Below are 16,987 nucleotides of genomic sequence, written 5' to 3' on the forward strand. Positions count from 1 at the left end.
GGCTACTGGGAGCGGCGCCCGTCCGCTGTCGATCCCACGACGCCGTGGCGGCCCAGCGGGAGCATCAGCGGTCGCTCGGAGGTGGGGTCGGTGATGATCTGGCTGTCCAGGCCGAAGACCGCGCGCACCATGTCCTCGGTGAGGACGTCGCGCGGCTCGCCACTGGAGTGGACGGTGCCACCGGCGATGGCGATCAGCCGGTCGGCGTAGCGCGCGGCGAGATTGAGGTCGTGCAGCACCATCACGATCGTCGTGCCTCGTGAGCGGTTGAGGTCCGTCAGCAGGTCGAGCACCTCGACCTGGTGGCTGACGTCGAGGAACGTCGTCGGCTCGTCGAGGAGCAGCAGATCGGTCTGCTGCGCGAGGGCCATCGCGATCCACACACGCTGTCGCTGCCCGCCCGAGAGCTCGTCGACCGGACGGTCCGCGAGCTCGGCGGTCTGGGTGGCGTCGAGGGCGGCCGCCACTGCCACGTCATCGTCGCTCGACCAGCGCGAGAACATCCCCTGGTGAGGCGTGCGGCCGCGCCCGACGAGATCGGAGACCGCGATCCCCTCGGGCGCGATCGGGCTCTGCGGCAGGAGTCCCAGGGTGCGGGCCAGCTCCTTCGCCGGGAGCCGGTGCACCTGCTTGCCGTCGAGCAGCACCTGCCCGTGGGTCGGTGCCAGCAGCCGGGACAGCGAGCGGAGCAGCGTCGACTTCCCGCAGGCGTTGGCACCGACGATGGCGGTGATCTGCCCGGGCGGGACCTCGAGGTCGAGGCCCTCGATGACGGTGCGCTCGCGATAGCCGAGCGTGAGCTGCTGGGCGACGAGGCGGTGGTCGGTGGTCACAGATTTCCTCCGGCACGGTTGGTGCGGACGATGAGGTAGACGAGGTAGGGCGCACCGAGCACCCCGGTCACGACGCCGACGGGATAGCGGGTGTCGAGGGCGTACTGCCCGACGAGGTCGGCGAGGAGCACGAGCACCGCACCGACCAGGGCCGCAGGCACCAGCAGGGAGGCGCCGGGCCCGACGAGCCGGGCGGCGATCGGCCCGGCCAGGAACGCGACGAACGCGATCGGGCCGGTGGCCGCGGTGGCGAAGGCGATCAGGCCGACCGCCGCCAGCACCACGACGAGCCGCGTGGCCTCGACGCGGGTGCCCAGCGCGGCGGCGGTGTCGTCGCCGAGTGGCAGCGTGCCGAGGGCGCCGGTGCGGCTGAGCAGGAGCGGGACCAGGACCAGGGAGGCGACGAGCAGCGGGACGACGTCGGACCACGACGAGCCGTTGAGGCTCCCGGTCAGCCAGCGCAGCGCCTCCTGGAGGTCCCACTGACCGGCCTTGCTCAAGACGTACGTCGTGACGCTCTCCAGCATCGCGGCGATGCCGATGCCGATCAGGATGAGGCGGATGCCGGCCACGCCGTCCTTGAAGGAGAGGGCGTAGATCACCATCGCGACCATTAGTCCGGCGACGATCGCGAGCACGGAGATCTGCGCGCCCTCGAGCGAGAAGAAGACGATGCCGATGGTGGCGGCGGCGCTGGCGCCCCCGGTGATGCCGATGATGTCGGGGCTGGCGAGCGGGTTGCGGAGCATGGTCTGGAAGGTGACGCCGCCGAGCCCGAACGCGAAGCCCGCGATCACCGCGAGCACGGCCCGGGGCAGGCGGAGTCGCCCGACGGTGAACGTCGCGCCCGGCACCTCCTCGCCGCGGATCACGGCCCAGACGTCACCGATCGGGTAGACGGTGCGGCCGTAGACGAGGCTGGCGGCGAAGAGCGCGGCGGCGAGCACGAGCAGCACGCCGACGATGCTCGCGCGGCGGCGGGCACGGCGTCGGCGGCCGGCGACCACCAGCTCGAGGGTGGTGGTCACAGGGCGCGCACCTTCTGGCGTCGGACGATGTAGATGAAGAACGGCGCGCCGATGATCGCGGTGATGATCCCGACGTCGAGCTCGCCCGGTCGCGCGACGACGCGTCCGACGACGTCGGCGACGGTGAGCAGGCAGGCGCCGGTGAGCGCGGAGAACGGCAGCAGCCACCGGTGGTCGATCCCGACCAGGAGCCGGCACACGTGCGGCAGCACCAGGCCGACGAATCCGATCGGACCGGCCAGTGCGGTTGCCGCGCCGCACAGCACGACCGCGCCCAGTGCGGCGGAGCCGCGTGCGATCGCGACGCGCTCGCCGAGGCCCGCGGCCACGTCGTCCCCGAGCGCGAGCGAGTTCAGCCCGCGCGCCGACACGACGCTCACGAGCAGCCCGACGACGAGGAACGGCACGACCGGGAGGATGCGGTCGAACGTCGCGCCCCCGACGCCGCCGATCTGCCACGACCGGACGCTGTCCGCGATGTCACCGCGCGGCAGCACAACTGCGGTGATGAAGGAGGAGAAGGCTGCGGTAGTCGCGGTGCCCGCGAGGGCGAGCTTGAGCGGTGTCGGTCCCCCGCGACCCATCGACGCGACGGCGTAGACGAACACGGCGGTGACGGCCGCCCCGGTGATCGCGACCCAGGTGAAGCTCTGGGCGCCGCTGAGGCCGAACCAGGCGATGCCGGTCACCACGGCGAGGGAGGCGCCCATGTTGACGCCGAGGATCCCGGGGTCGGCGAGCGGGTTGCGGGTGACGCCCTGCATGGCCGCGCCCGCCAGGCCGAGGGCTGCGCCCACGACCATCGCCAGGACGGTGCGCGGGACGCGCTTGGCCACCGCGGCCTCGGCGATCGTCGTGTCGTGGCCGGTCACGCCGGCGACGATGTCGCCCCAGCCGACCTGCCGTGACCCGAGGACCAGGGAGGACACGGCCACGCAGGCGAGGACGCCCACGACGACGAGCAACCACACCACGCGCGACCGGCGCGAGCTCCGGAGGGAGTCCGCGCCGGCCGGCCGGGTGCTGCCAGAGGTGCTGCCCGTCGTGCCTGTGGAGCTGGTGGTCGAGATCGTCACGAAGACTTGCCGGCGGCCTCGGAGAGCAGGTCGAGGTAGTCGTCGAGGACCCACGAGATCGACAGCGGTGTCGGGTTCGCCGCGGTGCCGAGCGGGTCGGAGCCGAGGAAGACGACGGCGCCGTTGGCCACCGCCGGCATCTTCGAGAGCAGCGGGTCGCCCTCGAGGGTGTCGACCAGCTTCTGGTCGCCGTAGGTGACGATCAGGTCGACGTCGTCGAAGGTGTCGACGCGCTCGGCGCTCACCTTCTGGGAGAACTCGCCCGACGTCGACGCGTCCGCCACGCTCTTCGGCGTCGTCATGCCGAGGTCCTCGAAGAACAGGGCGCGCGTGTCTGCGGTCGTGTAGAAGCTGACCTCACTCAGGTCGGTCGTGTCGACGTGGGTGAGGAACATCGTCGACTTCCCCTCGAGGTCGGGGTGCTCGGCAGCGGCGTCGGCGATCTCGGTCTCGAGGTCGGCGACCATCTCCTCGCCCTCGGCCTCCATCCCCATGCCCATCGCGTTGTAGCGGATCACGTCGCGCCAGCCGGTCGCCCACGGCGCCTCGGGGTAGGCCACGACGGGAGCGATCTCGCTGAGGGTGTCGTAGTCGTCCTGCGTGAGCCCCGAGTAGGACGCCAGGATCACGTCGGGCTGGGTGTCCGCCACGGCCTCGAAGTCGATGCCGTCGGTCTCGTCGAACAGCACCGGGGTCTCGGCGTCGAGCTCCTCGAGCCGCTCGGAGACCCACGGGAGCAGACCGTCACCGTCGTCGTCGCCGAAGTTGGCCGCAGCCATCCCGACCGGCACCACGCCGAGCGCCAGCGGCACCTCGTGGTTGGCCCACTGGACCGTGGCGACCCGCTCGGGCTTCTCCTCCAGCACGGCCGTGCCGAGGGCCGTCGTGATCTCGAGGGGGTACGCCGACGACACCGCGCCGTCGGACGAGGCGTCGGAGGCCTCTGCCTCCGAGGAGTCGGTGGAGGAGCCGCAGCCGGCCAGGACGAGGGACGTGGCGAGGGCGATGCCCACTGCCAGGCGTGAACGCACGGGGGGACCTTTCAGGTCGCGAACAGGACGTTTGGTAAGGCTTGCCTACCCTAATGCCTGCGAGCGGAGATCGGGCGTCGGGGCTTCCCATGCGGACACCGTCGCGCGAGGCTGGGAGGTGTCCCCGCGAGAGGAGCCCGCCATGACCAAGCTCGACCAGCCCGCCGCCACCCCACCTGTCGCCGACCGCGCTGCCTTCGACGCAGCGCTGGCCGAGCAGGTCGCCCGGGAGAAGGAGGTCACCCGCCACGACGACGAGGTCTCAGCGGCCCGGCGACGACTGCCGATGGTCGAGGTCGACGACTACACGTTCACCGGACCCGACGGGCCCGTCGCCCTCACCGACCTGTTCGACGGTCGCTACCTGTTGATGGTCCAGAACGTCATGTTCAACCCGTCGTGGAACTCCGGCTGCCCCAGCTGCACCTGGGCCGTCGACAACCTGCCCGCCAACATGGACCGGCTCGCCGACGAGGGCATCGCCTTCGCGATGGTCTCCCAGGCACCGATCGACAAGCTGGAGGCCTGGCGAGCCGAGCGGGGCTGGAAGCACCGGTGGGTGTCGTCGTACGACACGACCTACCACGACGACTGGGGCTGGACGCAGACCGACGACCAGGGCAACGAGGGTCAGCTCCCGGGCTACTCCTACTACCTGCTCAAGGACGGCACGCCCTACCTCACCTACATGACGACCGCGCGCGGGACCGAGGCGATCCTGCCGACCGCTCACATCATGGACCGCACGGTCTACGGCCGTCAGCAGGACTGGGAGGACAGCCCCGACGGGTGGCCCCAGTTCCCGACCTACGGGTGAGCCACAGCGTCCTCGACCGAGCCGTTCCCGTCGTCGTCAGCACTCGTCGCGGTCGGCGTGCTTGCTCCTCGGAGCCTCGTGGCCTCGGCCTCGATCGCGGCCCACTCCGCGTCGTCGTAGTCGAGCGAGCACGGCCTGATGCCCATGCGCTGCATCATCTGGCGCCGCTGGAGGCCGGGGGGCAGCAGGTAGGGACTCTGGAGAGATGGAGACTCGCTCACGAGCACACGCTAACGGTCGGGTCCACGAAAGGGACTCGGGCGGGGCGGTCGGCGCCACCGGATCCGATGGCGGGTATTTCCGCTGGTCCGCCCGCTCCTGTGCTGCGTGAGCCCGGGAGTGCGGCGAGCAGATCAGCGGAAACCCCACCAAGTTTCTACAGGTTCGTCGTCCACGGCACTCCATCCGCTGGGGTGGACACCGCGGTCTCGTTCCCGGTGCCGTCAGCCGCGAGGTATCAGCTTGTGCGTGCTGTCGCACCACGGGAGGCGGCTGGACTTCCCGCACCGGCACACCGCCACCACGGGCCGCTCGACCGGGTGGACGACGCCGTCCTCGTCCTGGACGGTCGCGGCGCCGCGGATCAACATCGGCCCGTGGGGTTGCAGCACGACGTCCGCGTGCGGGATGTCGTTCTCGCTCACGCGGCCGACCGCCAGGAGTCCAGCAGCGCGCCGGCCATCCTGCCCTCGAGGTCGAGGCAGGTGAACGCCCCGAACATGATCTCGGCGGCCTGGTCGGGCTCGTCCTCGGCGAGGGTCCCACAGATGGCGTGAGCCGCCGTGATCTCGTGGACGGCGTCCGCCTCGACGTGCTCGTCGTAGTAGGCGCTCATCGGCCCCGCGAGTCCCAGTCGGTCGAGCCCCTGCGCGATCTTCCGAGCCGGGATCGAGCTGCTCATCTCGAACGCCGCGAGATGACCCATGGCGGCTCCGCGCAGGCGGCGGTTCAGGCCGAACATGCTCAGCGCGTTGTTGAGCTCCAGCGTCTCGGGCAGCGCTCCGTCGACGTAGGCGCCGTAGTCCGCGCAGAGCCCGACAGCGTCCAGGCCGCGGGCGAACAGATGGGCGTGGAGGCGGTTGGGGTTCCCGTTGCCGTACTCGTCGAACTGCAGCTCCATCAGGGCAGCCTTGGCGCGAGTCGGCAGCCGGGGCACGACCCACGTGGTCGGGTCGGCCTCCTTGAGCTGGTAGATCGAGCGCTGCCGGAGCATCTCCAGCACCTGATCGGCATCGGCGTGGCGCCGCACGTGATCGGCCAGCGACGGTCCGGCGTCCTGCGCAGCCAGCTGCTCGAGCGCCTCGGGAACCTCGGCAGGTGTCGGCGCGACCCGCACCCACCGCTCACGCAGCCGCGACTCGAGGGTCGCCTCCAAGCGGAACCGCGTCCGGGACACGTCGGGGTCGGACTCGGCGAGCTCCGTGGCGTCCTCGAACCCCTGGTAGGACAGCTCGTGGAGCGTCCACAGTGCGATCGCCTCGTCGTCGAGCGTGGACGGTGTGTCCGGCGGTCGGGGAAGGGCCGACGGTCGGTACGACGCGAGTCGCGCCACGACCCACTCGCTCACCGGCCCGCGGGGTTCGGGCATTCGCATTCGGTCCTCTTCTCAGGTCGCGCCGATCGACTCGTGCCGTCGACGCTAGGCACCCCGGCGCGACCTCACCACCTCCGCAGGGACGTCCAGGGGCTTTGCCCAGGACCACCGAAGAGGGCTCAGCCGGCGCGCGTCCCTGCCTCCCCCGAACGAGCACCGTGGGCGACCGTGGGGGTCCGCAGGCCGTGCGTGATGCTCCACAGCACGGCCTTGGTCCGGCTGTCGACGTCGATGGTGCGATAGGCGCCGCGGATGTAGGACTTCACGGAGTTGACGGTGATCCCGAGCTGCTCGGCGATCTCCTTGTTGCTGAGCCCTCCGGCGATGAGGGACAGCACGTCGGCCTCCCGCTCGGTCAGACCGTGCTCGCGACCCGGCCAGCCCTTCTCGGTGATCCGGTCGTCGTCTGGCACGGGCGCGAGGACCCGGAGCCCGTCGCAGACCGCGCGGAGCGAGTCGATGAGCTCGTGGGTCGACAGACCGGTGCTGAGGTAGCCGTCGTAGCCGCGAGCGAAGAACGCGTCGGCGGCCATCGGCTCGAAGTCACCCGTGAGCGCGACCACGTGGCGCACGCGACGGTCGGCCAGCAGCTGGGCGAGCAGCTTCGGCTCGTCGCTCATCCCGGCCGGGTCGAGCAGGACGAGGTCGACCGTTTCCTCGAAGTCTCCACGGAGGTCGGTCAGCGAGATGTCGCGCGCGTGACGAGCCATCATCGTCGCAACTCCCAGGACGACGACCTCGTCGTGGTTGATGAGGGCGATGCGAATGGTCATCGACGTCCTTGTCCACCGCAGCAGATGCCGTGTGCACCAACCTCTTGGACACAAGTTATATCTCATGCGGCACACTTGCCTGTCATGGCCGTCGTCAAGGCACCACCGCTGTTGGACCAGCTCTGCTTCGATCTCTACGCGGCTTCCCGCGCGGTCACCGCTGCCTATCGGCCCGTGCTGTCGGCTCTGGGCCTGACCTATCCCCAATATCTCGTGCTGATCGTGCTGTGGGAGCGCGACGACCAGAGCGTCAGCGACATCGCGCGCGAGCTCCAGCTCGACCACGGCACCCTGACCCCGCTGCTGAAGCGGATGGAGGCCCGAGGGCTCGTCGAACGCCGCCGGGACCGGGTCGACGAGCGACTGGTCCGGGTGAGGCTCGCCGCCGAGGGTGAGGAGCTCCGCAGGCACGCCGACCGCATCCACTGCGACATGAAGAGTCTGCTGGGCCTCGACGAGACCGCGTTCGCCGAGCTCCAGGAGACCCTGCGTGCGGTGACTGCGCGCACCTCGGCGTAGGTCCGCCGAGACCCGGTCACCGCGCGCTCCCCCTTTGCGGCGTGGGAGGAAGCACCTCGATCGTGTGAGGCTCGACGCATGAGCGACGAGCCCGCACCCGAGCACCAGCGTCCCGCCGATGTCACCGATGCCACGGTGGAGGCGCTCGGCAAGCTGTCGGCCGCACTGGACCACGTCGAGGAGGCGCGCGGTCACCTCTACGCCTTCCACCGCCTGTGCGGGAGTGCGGAGACGACGTTCGAGGAGGCCACCGAGATGATCCGGGCCGCCGGACACGACGAGATCGCCGACGCGCTGGATCGCGGCGTGCTCGGCCGCAACCCGCTTCCCGGGATGTGGTCGTTCCAGATGGTCGAGGCCTACGACGACGGCTACTACGCCGAGGCGACCTCGATCAACCGTCGCGCGGTCGACGAGCTGACGGGCGGTCGACGGCACGTCTTCGAGGCCGAGATGAAGGAGCTGCGGCGCACTCGTGGCCGCGAAGGTCACGAGGCCACGCCCGAGGACGCCGAGCGCGACGACGGCAGCAAGGTGTGACCTACTCAGTCGTACGCGCTGCCCTCCACTCGTCGCGCGTGACGCGGTAGAGACGGCTGTCGCCCTCGTACCACGGGTCGGGCCGCACGCCGACGAACGGCAACCCCAGGCGCTCGGCGACCCGGCGCGAGGGTTCGTTGCCGACGAACATGCCGCACCACACCTCCGGCAGGTCGTGGTCGAACACGTGGTCCAGCAGGATGCGAGCCGCCTCGGTCGCGAGACCTCGGCCCGTCGAGTCGGGGTGCAGGTGCCAGCCGACCTCGTACTCGCCGACGAACTCACCGTTGCGTCGATGGGCCCTGGCGACCGACACGCTGCCCGCCACCGTGTCGGTCCCGTCGGCCACGATCGCCCGGGTCACGTCGAGGGGATCACGCGCCTCCCGCCGGCGGCGCTCCTCGATCCACTCCAGCGCCTCCGCGAGGTCGGACATCGGGACGTGCGGTGGGTCGCCCAGCCAGCGGATGATCTCGGGACGTCGGTGGATGTCGAGGACACGCGCCGCGTCGTCCGGCTCGTAGCGGCGCAGGTGCACGGGGATCAGAATCCCCCGAAGTCGAAGCCTCCACCACCGTCGAACCCGCCGCCGTCGAAGCCACCGCCGGAGTCACCACCGCCGTCGTACCCGCCGCCGTCGCCGTAGTCGCCGCCGCCGTCACCCGAGTCGCCGCCGCCGTCACCGGAGTCGCCGTAGCCGCCGCCCCCGAAGCCGCCGAACATCATGCCGCCCATGAACATCCAGCTCATCGGGCCGAACGCGCCGTAGTAGCCGACGGCGTAGGGCTCGTAGGCGCGCCCACCCTGCCAGTAGGGGACGCGCTGGGCGCCGACCATCACCTTGCGGATGTCGGGCTCGGCACCCGCGTTCACACGCTCGGCGTCCAGGGCGCAGGCCGGGACGTCGCGCTCGACACCGTCGGGCGGCGTCCAGAGGACGTCGGTGACCGCCGGACCGTGGCGAGGGTCGAAGAAGCACGGAGGCCGCCGCGTCGGGAGAGCGTCGCCGGCCACCCGGGCCCGCACGCAGGACACGGCGTAGCGGCCGTCCTCGACGATCTCGGTGATGTGCCGGATGTCGTCGGGCCGGGTGATGGAGTCGCTGGCGACCTTGGCCGACTCGTAGGCGTCGAGCGCGCGCTGGTAGTCGGCGTTCGCGCTCTCGTCGAGCTGCGTGCCGATCATCTCGCCGTCGAGCCTCTGGAGGTCCTCGCCGAAGGCCGTGATGTCCTCGAAGGCGAGCTTGCGCACCGGAGCCAGCTCCTCCTCGCGCTCGCGGAGCTGCGTGGCCTGGTTGCGGCGTTGTGCCGTGACGGCGACGGCGGCCAGGGCGGCGAGGACGACGACCAGCAGGATGATCTCCATCTCAAGAGCCTACGTGGCCGCCGGATGCACCACCTGCACCATGATGGGCGCATGACGCACGGAGTCTCCTTCGCCGCCGACGACAGCGGTCGCCGCAGCACCACCCGGGCCGGGCGCACGATCGTCGCCGACGCCCTGCGCCCCGTCGACCCGGTCGGCGCGCTCGGTGCGGAGCAGGAGACGGCGTGGCGCAGTGGCTACGTGCTGCACCTGCGCCGACTGGTCGAGGCCGCGATCTCCAGCCCCGACGCCTGGCACGCGATCGCCGACGCCGGGCTCGACGCCGTACGCCGGACCCTGGTCGTGGCCTCCGACGACGATCAGGCCGACCAGCCCCTCGACGTGCTCGCCGAAGCGCCGGCCACGCGCACCCTCGTGACGACCGAGGTGGTCGGCGAGGCGGCTCCGGTGACCGACCTGGCCCTCCCCCACCGCGGTCGGGAGCTGCGCGGCGACGCGCTGCGCGAGCAGCTGGCCGACTGGGTGGCGCGCGGGGTGCTCGAACCCTCGGCGGCGCACGCCGTCGGCGAGGTCGTCGACCACCCCGAGTGGCTGCCGCTGGAGGGGCGCACCGTCGCAGTGCTGGGCGCCGGCGCGGAGATGGGTCCGCTCGCGGCGCTCTTGCGGTGGGGCGCGACCGTCGCCGCGGTCGACCTGCCGCGCGAGGCCCTGTGGGAGCGGGTGCGTGCCACGGCGCGCGAAGGTGCGGGGACGCTGCTGGTGCCGGACGGCGGAGGCGTCGCGGGGGTCGACCTGCTCGCCGAGGTGCCGGAGGTGGCGGACTGGCTGGCCGGCCTCGAGGGACGACTGGTCCTCGGCAACTACCTCTACGCCGACGGTGGCACCCACGTCCGCGTCTCGGCGGCGGCCGACGCGCTCGCGACCCGCCTCAGCGCGGCCCGGCCCGACACGGCGCTGGCGTTCCTGGCCACGCCGACCGACGCCTTCGCGGTCCCGCGCGAGGCGGTCGAGCACTCGACGCGCGCCTACCGCGAGCGCTCCACGCCCTCGAAGCTCGTCGGCCGCCCCCTGCGCTGGGCGAGCCGCGGACGGCTGCTGCACCGCGCCTACCCGCCGCTCGCCGATCCCGGCATCAGCGACAGCATCGTGCCGGTCCAGGGGCCCAACTACGCCCTGGCCAAGCGGATCCAGCGGTGGCGTGCCGCGGTGGCCCGTCGCGACGGGCAGCAGGTGTCCTTCCACGTGGCGCCGTCGACCCGGACGCGCTCGGTCGTCAAGAACCGCGCGCTGGCTGCGGCGTTCGCGGGTGCGCACCGGTTCGGGGTGGAGATCTTCGAGCCCGAGACCGCCAACACGTTGATGGCCGCGCTGCTCGTCCACGACCTCAGCACCGACACGCCGCAGCACGAGCACCCGTGGCAGGACGAGGCGTACGCCGCGGTGCACGGCGGGCTGTGGCGGGTGGCCTACGAGCCCCGCAGCGCGCTCGGGCTGGCTGCCGCCCTGGGATACGCCACGCCCCGTCGCTGACCGGACGGGGACCGGTCACCGCCAGCCTTGTGATCCGGCTCGTCGCGACGTCTAGTGGAGGGATGACCCCCACCCCGACGTCCTCCGCGACGCCGGTCGACCCGCTCGTGCGCTGGACCCTCGACCTCGAGGAGGCGACCGCCCTCGACGCGGCCGTCCGGGCGGTGGAGCCGACGATCCGCGCCGGCCGCGTCCGCGCGCCACGGTGATGCAGCAGCCGCGGCACCCGGCGGGCCCTGCCGGGTCATGACGGCGACGCCCGTCCGCACCTTGCACCTGGCCGGGCGCCAGGTCGAGTGGACGGTGGCGCTGGGCGCCGTCGCGCTTCGGGTGCCGTTCCTGGCCGCACCGGCCCACCCCGACGAGGCCGGCTACCTCCAGGTGGCCGCGCAGTGGTCGACGGGCGGTGGCTCCCTCTACGGCCACTACTGGGTCGACCGCCCGCCCCTGCTGATCACTCTGTTCCAGGTCGCCGCAGCCGCGGGCGGGCTGGTGCCGCTGCGCCTGATCGGCTGCCTGGCCGTCGCCACCACCGTCCTGCTGTGCGCCCGGTCGGGCGAGCTGATCGGCGGCCCACGTGCGTCCCGCTGGACCGCGGCGGCGACGGCGGTCCTGCTCGTGGCGCCGCGACTCGGCACCCAGGAGGTCAACGGCGAGCTCCTCGCGGCACCGTTCGTCGCCGCAGGAGTGCTCGCCCTGGTGACGGCCTCATGCCGTCCGTCGTCGGCCTGGCTGCCGTTCCTCGGCGGTGTGTGCGGCACGTGCGCCGTCCTGGTGAAGCAGAACCACGGCGACGTCGCGGTGTTCTTCGTCGCGCTGGTGGTCGCGACGCGGTGGAGCGGCCGGGACGGGCACCTGCGCCGCCTGGTGGCCGCGTGTGCGGCCGGATCGCTCGCGACGCTGCTGGCGGCGTGCGTGTGGGTCCTGGCGCACGGCACGTCGCCCGCTGGGGTGCTCGACGCGATGTACGCGTTCCGCGTCGAGTCGGCCCACCTGCTGGTCGAGGGCGACGACCTGGTCACCACCCGCGCCCGGGAGATGTCCCTGGTCCTGGACTGGCTCCTCAGCGGCCTGGGCCTGCTCACCGTCGCCGTCGTGCTGTCGGTGCGGCGGTGGGTGCGCCGTCCCGTCCTGCTCGCCCTGGATGCGACGATCGTCTTCGACCTCGTCTCGGTGGTGCTCGGCGGCGGCTTCTGGAACCACTACCTGATCGAGCTGGTCGTGCCGCTCGGCATCGCCGGTGGGGTGCTCGCCGCCGACGGCTCGACCGTGGCCGTCGCGGCCGTCCTGGCGACCCTGGTCCTGTCGCTGGTGCCGGCGGCGCGCGCGATCGACGACGTCCCGCGGACGTCGGTGGGCGAGGTGATCGGCACCGGCGTGCGCGACGCGAGCCGTCCGGGCGACACCCTCGTCACGCTGTACGGCCAGCCGGAGGTCAACCTCGCCGCCGGCCTCCCGTCCCCGTACCCCTACCTGTGGACCCTGCCCGCCCGGACCCTCGATCCCGGGCTGAGCGGGCTCGACGCCGTCCTCGATGGGCGGCAGGCGCCCACCTGGCTGGTGCTCCTGCACGGGACGGGCACGTGGGGGCTGGACACCTCGCACATCGCGCACCTCGTCCGGCAGCGCTACCACCCGGTCGCGGAGTACCGCGGTCACACCGTGTGTCTCCGCGACGGGCTGTCGCGACCGCTCATCGCCTCGGGCGAGCTCCGTCTCGTCCCGCCGTTCGGGTGAGTGCGGGTGCCCGGCACTGTGTATTCTGTCCACAGTTTGTCCATGGTTCCGTCTCGCAGCGGCTCAGCACTGCGTCGGACAGCTCGCCGGAAGGATGTCCCCCGAGTGGCCACTCTCACGATCGTCCCGCAGGACCGGGACCAGCAGGTCGCCGACCGCACGCGTTCCGCGTCGGACGGGCGTGCCCAGCAGACCGTGGCCCTGGTGGCCACTCTCCGCGAGAGCCAAGACACGGTCCCGGACCTCCAGGCTCGCATCCGCGCCGTCGAGACCTCGCTGCGCGCCTCGCTCGGCCGCTCCCCCCGGCCGTCCGAGCTGGCTGAGCACCTCCACGTCCCGCTGCCGGAGGTCGTCGAGGCGCTGGGGGCGCACGGTTGCTTCCGGACGAGCGTGATCGACGGCATCGTCGGCGACGGCTCGACCACCGTGGCCGACCTGCTCGGCTGGGACGACGGCGAGCTCGCGTCCCTCGAGGCCAGGCTCGTCCTCGGCACGGTGCTCAGCAGGCTCTCGGAGCGGGACCGGCGCATCCTGTCGCGGCGCCACGTCGACGAGCGCACGCAGCGTGAGCTCGCCGACGGCGTCGGTCTGACCCAGGCCCAGGTGTCCCGCATCCTCCACGGGATCCTTCATCGCCTGCGCCGCGAGCTCGCCGGCCCGACGCCGGCCGCCTGATCCGGACGCGCCCGACGTCCCCCGCGTCGGGCGCGTCCTACCCTGCCGTTCCCCTGGCGTCGCCGGCCCCCGTGATCGGCGTGATCCACGACTGGTGCGTGGTGCTGTTCTTGGTGATGGCGAGCAGCTCGTCCATGTGGGGCTCGAGACCGGTCACCTTGTCGAGCGGGACGCCGACGATCAGCTGGAAGCCGAGCCCGCGCCAGGCCTGCACCGCGCGCCCGGCGAACTCGGAGTCGGCCTTGACGAAGCCCTCGTCGAGGAAGACCGGCGCGAACCGCGGGCGCGAGCGCATCTCGTCGCCGAGCCGGAAGCGCAGCGCCGAGCCGACGATGAAGGCCACCAGCTCCTGGCTCTCGCCGCCGCTCTTCTCCCCCAGCGTCCGGTAGGTCGCACGCAGCTCGCCGGTGGTGTGGTCGTAGCGCTCGGCGCTGATCTCCACGTGCCGGCGCACGTCGAGCAGCCGCTCGCGATCGGTCACCGACACGGTCGCATCGCCGACCTGGCTGGGCCTGCGCAGCTGCTGCATGAATCGGCTGAGCTCGGCGAACCGCTGCTCGAGGGCCTCCTCCCCCAGCTCCGAGGTGGCACCGGACGAGAGCACGCGCAGGTCCTTCATGAACGTCTGCACGTGGGCCGGCGCCAGGCGCCGGAGCCGGATCCGCAGCCGGTCGCCCGACGCACCGAACTCGAGACGCCGCAGGATCGCGTTGATCGGCTCGAGCCGGTCCTCGATCTCCTCGACCGACGCGGCCATCGCGCCGAGCAGCGGCACGAGGTCCTGACCGCTCCACTCCGTGAGCCGGCGTCGCCACTCGGCGCGCCGCGCGGCGAGTCCCTGACCGCGGATGTCGTCGAGGATGCGCGCGTAGTCGGGATAGGAGTCGGCGCTGGCGCCGAGGTTGGGCGAGTCCCACTGGAACTTGTAGACGCGGAACACCTGCGCCAGGTCGTCGTCGACCCGGCGGACCTCGGCCTCGGCGTCGGCGACCGCCGCGCGGAGCCGCTCGGCGAGCCGGTGCGAGGTCTCGGCGAACCGCTCGAGGTCGTCGGGGTCCGCAGGTGCCGCGGCGGCCGCGAAGTCCAGCGCCAGCGCGGCCTCCTGGTCCGCGTCGAGCACGATCCTGCCGGACTCCTCCACCGCTCGGAGGCGGTCGTTGACGTCGTCCTCGGCGTCGACGAGCTCGGCGTGCGCCACGTTCAGCTCGCGCTGACGCTGCTCGACGCCGTAGCGCGCGCGCCGCGTCTGCTCCAGCCGCGCCGCCAGCTCGGCGATCTGTGCCTCCAGCGCCTGCAGCCCGTCGTCGGAGTCGAGGATCTCCGTCCGGCGCCGCTCGAGGTCGGCCATGCGGGCGTCGCTGCCGTCGACGTCGACGTCGTCGAAGCGCGCGGTCGCCACCACGTCGTACGACGCGCGCTGCTGCTCCAGCACGCGGGACTGGCGGTCCAGGTCGGCCAGCTCGGCACCGACCGCGTCGAGTCGCTCCTCGACGTCGGCGAGCTCGGCGTCGACCTCGGCGATCGCGTCGACGTTGGAGAAGCCGATGATGCTGCGGCTGTCGCCGCGTCCGTGGGTGCCGCGTCGACCGCTGCGCGTCTGACCGGCCAGGGTGACCCGCAGACCGGCGCCGGCGAGACCCTCGGCGGACTCCACGCACAGCGCGTTGCGCGACGCCTCCCCGACGTGGGCCTGCACCCAGCCGGCGAACGGCGAGTCCTGGAAGACGAGCTTGCCGGCGACCCGCTCCGGGTCCCCGGGGCCCAGGTCGGGCAGGTCGAGCTCGACGCCCTCGAAGGTGAGGCGGCCGCGCAGCAGCAGCCCGTCGATCGCCGAGGAGAACGCCTGCAGGCGGTCGAGCGGGACCAGCATCGTCCGGGCGCTGGCACCCAGGACCGTCTCGATCGCCGTGCGCCACCGCGTCTCGTCGGGCGCGACGTCGATCAGCTCGGCGACGAAGGGCAGCTCGTCGACGCCGAGGCCGCTCGCCCGGGCGACCTCCGCGCGCAGCTCGTGCATGCGCGCCGGCATCCGCCCGGCCCGGCCCTCCATCGACGCGCGCTCCCGGCGCAGTCCCGCCTGGCGCTCGCTCAGCGGGAACTGGCCACGGAGCACGACGTCGCGCTCGCGGCGGATGCGCTCCTGCTCGCGCTGGAAGCCCGAGAGCCACTGCTGGGCGTGCATCTGCAGCACGGTGAAGGACTCGTGCGACAGGAGCGAGGCCTCGACGTCGGGTGCCTGGGCGTCGGTGGCGTCGATGAGGGGCAGCAGCCGCTCCTGCAGGAGCTCACGACGAGCGAGCCGGTCCTCGCGGACGACCTGTTCCTGCTCGAGCGACAGCGCGAGCGACTGCAGGCTCGACCCGCCCGCCGCCCGGTGCGACTCCCGCGCGGCCTCGAGGTCGGCGAGATGGGTCTGCTCGGCCGAGGTCGTCGTGCCGAGCTCGTCGGCGGTCGACGCCCGCGCGGCGCGGTTGTCGGCGACAGCCGCCTCGATCAGGCGCAGGTGGGTGCGCAGCAGCCACAACCGCAGCGGGGTGTCCCCGGCCGAGGTCACCCCGAAGGAGTCGAGCTCGGCCAGCCGCCGGGCCGCCGCGACCTTGCGGTCGTGGAGGTCGACGATCGGCTGCAGCAGCTCGAGCTTCTGCTCCTCGGTGCGCATCGCGGAGTGGGCGGTGTCCAGGTCGTCGAAGTGCTCGATCGCCCGGTCCGCCGCGGCGAAGGTCGAGGGACGCTCGAGCACCATGTCCTTGTAGAGCTCGTCGACGCTGCGGACCTGGTTGCCCGCCTGGATGCGGGCGAGCAGGCGCAGTGCCTTCGCGCCGTCGCCGTTGGCGCCGATGCCCAGGCGCGCGTGCAGCACGGCCGCGAACTCGGCGTAGGTCCGGTGCACCCGGATGCCCGGGAAGAGCTTCTTGAGGGTGTTGGCGTGGAACCGCTCGGGCACCGCGACCTCGAGCGTGTCGAGCGGCAGGGCACCGTCCTGCGTCGTGAGCTGCATCTGCACGTCGGCCGACCGCGTCGCACGGCGCGGCACGTAGTAGGTGCGCAGCACGGTGAACCGGCCGCCCTGGTCGTTGACGAAGGTCATCGCGATCGCGCCCCAGGTGTCGGAGCCCTTCCCGCGCAGCAGCTTCTCCACCGGCCGGCCGGTGCGGGGGTCGTCGACCACGTCGACCGCGCCGCGCAGGTAGGACAGCAGGTTGCGCTGCCCGGCGCCACGGGCACGACCTGCGACGGCGTCGTTGGAGGCACCGTTGAACTTGGTGTCCGAGGGCATCATCAGCGCGGTGTAGGCGTCGAGGATGGTGCTCTTGCCGACGCCCGAGGCGCCGGAGATCATCGTCGCGTCGCCCCGCAGCGGTACGACGGTGAGGCCGCCGAAGCCGCCCCAGTTGACCATCTGCAGCAGCGCCGCCCGCCACTGCATGGTGTCGTCGGCAGGGGTGGCGACGTCCTTGCGCTCGAAGAGCCCGTCCGCCGGGGAGTGCTCGATCTCGTCGATGGACAT

At 72.2% G+C, this 16,987-nt stretch carries 18 protein-coding genes; 7 read left to right on the top strand and 11 right to left on the bottom strand.

The window, feature by feature from the left end:
- Positions 1-2: 2 nt before the first annotated feature.
- The 4 genes from IEZ25_RS09075 to IEZ25_RS09090 are packed head-to-tail and all read right to left on the bottom strand — an operon-like array spanning position 3 to position 3,968.
- Positions 3-833 (bottom strand): ABC transporter ATP-binding protein, encoded by an 831-nt coding sequence (locus IEZ25_RS09075; protein WP_191199068.1) that lies wholly within the window; start codon positions 831-833, stop codon positions 3-5.
- Positions 830-1,861 carry a FecCD family ABC transporter permease gene (locus tag IEZ25_RS09080; RefSeq protein ID WP_318152135.1) on the bottom strand — a complete coding sequence of 344 codons (1,032 nt, stop codon included), beginning with the start codon at positions 1,859-1,861 and terminating at the stop codon, positions 830-832. The genes IEZ25_RS09075 and IEZ25_RS09080 overlap by 4 nt, the downstream gene beginning before the upstream one ends.
- Positions 1,858-2,937 (bottom strand): FecCD family ABC transporter permease, encoded by a 1,080-nt coding sequence (locus IEZ25_RS09085; protein WP_318152136.1) that lies wholly within the window; start codon positions 2,935-2,937, stop codon positions 1,858-1,860. Before IEZ25_RS09085 ends, IEZ25_RS09080 begins: the two co-directional genes overlap by 4 nt.
- A complete protein-coding gene (locus tag IEZ25_RS09090; protein ID WP_191199069.1) occupies positions 2,934-3,968 on the bottom strand; it encodes an iron-siderophore ABC transporter substrate-binding protein in 1,035 nt (344 codons plus the stop codon). The genes IEZ25_RS09085 and IEZ25_RS09090 overlap by 4 nt, the downstream gene beginning before the upstream one ends.
- Before the next feature lie 142 nt (positions 3,969-4,110).
- Between IEZ25_RS09090 and IEZ25_RS09095 the strand changes: the two genes are divergently transcribed.
- Complete coding sequence (locus IEZ25_RS09095; protein ID WP_191199070.1) at positions 4,111-4,785, top strand: DUF899 family protein; 675 nt, start codon at positions 4,111-4,113, stop codon at positions 4,783-4,785.
- On the opposite strand, the gene IEZ25_RS09100 is transcribed toward IEZ25_RS09095, so the two are convergent.
- The 4 genes from IEZ25_RS09100 to IEZ25_RS09115 form a co-directional block, all read right to left on the bottom strand.
- The gene (locus IEZ25_RS09100; RefSeq protein ID WP_191199071.1) at positions 4,776-5,006 is read right to left on the bottom strand and encodes a hypothetical protein; all 231 of its coding nucleotides are present in this window, start codon (positions 5,004-5,006) and stop codon (positions 4,776-4,778) included. The genes IEZ25_RS09095 and IEZ25_RS09100 overlap by 10 nt on opposite strands.
- Before the next feature lie 222 nt (positions 5,007-5,228).
- A complete protein-coding gene (locus tag IEZ25_RS09105) occupies positions 5,229-5,429 on the bottom strand; it encodes a CDGSH iron-sulfur domain-containing protein (RefSeq protein WP_318152137.1) in 201 nt (66 codons plus the stop codon).
- Complete coding sequence (locus tag IEZ25_RS09110; RefSeq protein WP_224748681.1) at positions 5,426-6,373, bottom strand: iron-containing redox enzyme family protein; 948 nt, start codon at positions 6,371-6,373, stop codon at positions 5,426-5,428. Before IEZ25_RS09110 ends, IEZ25_RS09105 begins: the two co-directional genes overlap by 4 nt.
- Before the next feature lie 125 nt (positions 6,374-6,498).
- Positions 6,499-7,152: a helix-turn-helix transcriptional regulator gene (locus tag IEZ25_RS09115; RefSeq protein WP_191199073.1), complete on the bottom strand. Its 654-nt coding sequence runs from the start codon at positions 7,150-7,152 to the stop codon at positions 6,499-6,501.
- 84 nt (positions 7,153-7,236) lie between these two features.
- Between IEZ25_RS09115 and IEZ25_RS09120 the strand changes: the two genes are divergently transcribed.
- Positions 7,237-7,671: a MarR family winged helix-turn-helix transcriptional regulator gene (locus IEZ25_RS09120; protein ID WP_191199074.1), complete on the top strand. Its 435-nt coding sequence runs from the start codon at positions 7,237-7,239 to the stop codon at positions 7,669-7,671.
- A 78-nt stretch (positions 7,672-7,749) separates the two neighbouring features.
- Positions 7,750-8,211, top strand: coding sequence for a hypothetical protein (locus tag IEZ25_RS09125; RefSeq protein ID WP_191199075.1), 462 nt, complete (start codon positions 7,750-7,752; stop codon positions 8,209-8,211).
- A 1-nt stretch (position 8,212) separates the two neighbouring features.
- On the opposite strand, the gene IEZ25_RS09130 is transcribed toward IEZ25_RS09125, so the two are convergent.
- Positions 8,213-8,749 carry a GNAT family N-acetyltransferase gene (locus IEZ25_RS09130; protein ID WP_191199076.1) on the bottom strand — a complete coding sequence of 179 codons (537 nt, stop codon included), beginning with the start codon at positions 8,747-8,749 and terminating at the stop codon, positions 8,213-8,215.
- A 5-nt stretch (positions 8,750-8,754) separates the two neighbouring features.
- Positions 8,755-9,576: a hypothetical protein gene (locus tag IEZ25_RS09135; RefSeq protein ID WP_191199077.1), complete on the bottom strand. Its 822-nt coding sequence runs from the start codon at positions 9,574-9,576 to the stop codon at positions 8,755-8,757.
- A gap of 51 nt (positions 9,577-9,627) precedes the next feature.
- Here IEZ25_RS09135 and IEZ25_RS09140 point away from each other — a divergent pair, with 51 nt between their 5' ends.
- The 4 genes from IEZ25_RS09140 to IEZ25_RS09155 all read left to right on the top strand — a co-directional run bounded on the left by IEZ25_RS09140 (position 9,628) and on the right by IEZ25_RS09155 (position 13,479).
- Entirely contained in the window at positions 9,628-11,067 is a 1,440-nt protein-coding gene (locus tag IEZ25_RS09140; protein ID WP_191199078.1) for a hypothetical protein, read from the top strand.
- Between the two features lie 62 nt (positions 11,068-11,129).
- A complete protein-coding gene (locus IEZ25_RS09145; RefSeq protein ID WP_191199079.1) occupies positions 11,130-11,276 on the top strand; it encodes a hypothetical protein in 147 nt (48 codons plus the stop codon).
- 37 nt (positions 11,277-11,313) lie between these two features.
- Complete coding sequence (locus IEZ25_RS09150) at positions 11,314-12,804, top strand: hypothetical protein (protein WP_191199080.1); 1,491 nt, start codon at positions 11,314-11,316, stop codon at positions 12,802-12,804.
- 105 nt (positions 12,805-12,909) lie between these two features.
- Positions 12,910-13,479, top strand: coding sequence for a sigma-70 family RNA polymerase sigma factor (locus IEZ25_RS09155; protein WP_191199081.1), 570 nt, complete (start codon positions 12,910-12,912; stop codon positions 13,477-13,479).
- A gap of 37 nt (positions 13,480-13,516) precedes the next feature.
- On the opposite strand, the gene IEZ25_RS09160 is transcribed toward IEZ25_RS09155, so the two are convergent.
- Entirely contained in the window at positions 13,517-16,987 is a 3,471-nt protein-coding gene (locus tag IEZ25_RS09160; RefSeq protein WP_191199082.1) for an ATP-binding protein, read from the bottom strand.

It is taken from the genome of Nocardioides hwasunensis, from assembly GCF_014779665.1.
In the GTDB taxonomy this organism is placed as follows: Bacteria; Actinomycetota; Actinomycetes; order Propionibacteriales; family Nocardioidaceae; genus Nocardioides; species Nocardioides hwasunensis.

What these genes read in the sequence shown, in the direction of transcription:
- IEZ25_RS09095 (WP_191199070.1), top strand. Translation starts at nt 4,111, where the DNA reads ATGACCAAGCTCGACCAGCCCGCCGCCACCCCACCTGTCGCCGACCGC.
- IEZ25_RS09110 (WP_224748681.1), bottom strand. Translation starts at nt 6,373, where the DNA reads ATGCCCGAACCCCGCGGGCCGGTGAGCGAGTGGGTCGTGGCGCGACTC.
- IEZ25_RS09115 (WP_191199073.1), bottom strand. Translation starts at nt 7,152, where the DNA reads ATGACCATTCGCATCGCCCTCATCAACCACGACGAGGTCGTCGTCCTG.
- IEZ25_RS09120 (WP_191199074.1), top strand. Translation starts at nt 7,237, where the DNA reads ATGGCCGTCGTCAAGGCACCACCGCTGTTGGACCAGCTCTGCTTCGAT.
- IEZ25_RS09125 (WP_191199075.1), top strand. Translation starts at nt 7,750, where the DNA reads ATGAGCGACGAGCCCGCACCCGAGCACCAGCGTCCCGCCGATGTCACC.
- IEZ25_RS09135 (WP_191199077.1), bottom strand. Translation starts at nt 9,576, where the DNA reads ATGGAGATCATCCTGCTGGTCGTCGTCCTCGCCGCCCTGGCCGCCGTC.
- IEZ25_RS09140 (WP_191199078.1), top strand. Translation starts at nt 9,628, where the DNA reads ATGACGCACGGAGTCTCCTTCGCCGCCGACGACAGCGGTCGCCGCAGC.
- IEZ25_RS09145 (WP_191199079.1), top strand. Translation starts at nt 11,130, where the DNA reads ATGACCCCCACCCCGACGTCCTCCGCGACGCCGGTCGACCCGCTCGTG.
- IEZ25_RS09150 (WP_191199080.1), top strand. Translation starts at nt 11,314, where the DNA reads ATGACGGCGACGCCCGTCCGCACCTTGCACCTGGCCGGGCGCCAGGTC.
- IEZ25_RS09160 (WP_191199082.1), bottom strand. Translation starts at nt 16,987, where the DNA reads ATGTCCATCGACGAGATCGAGCACTCCCCGGCGGACGGGCTCTTCGAG.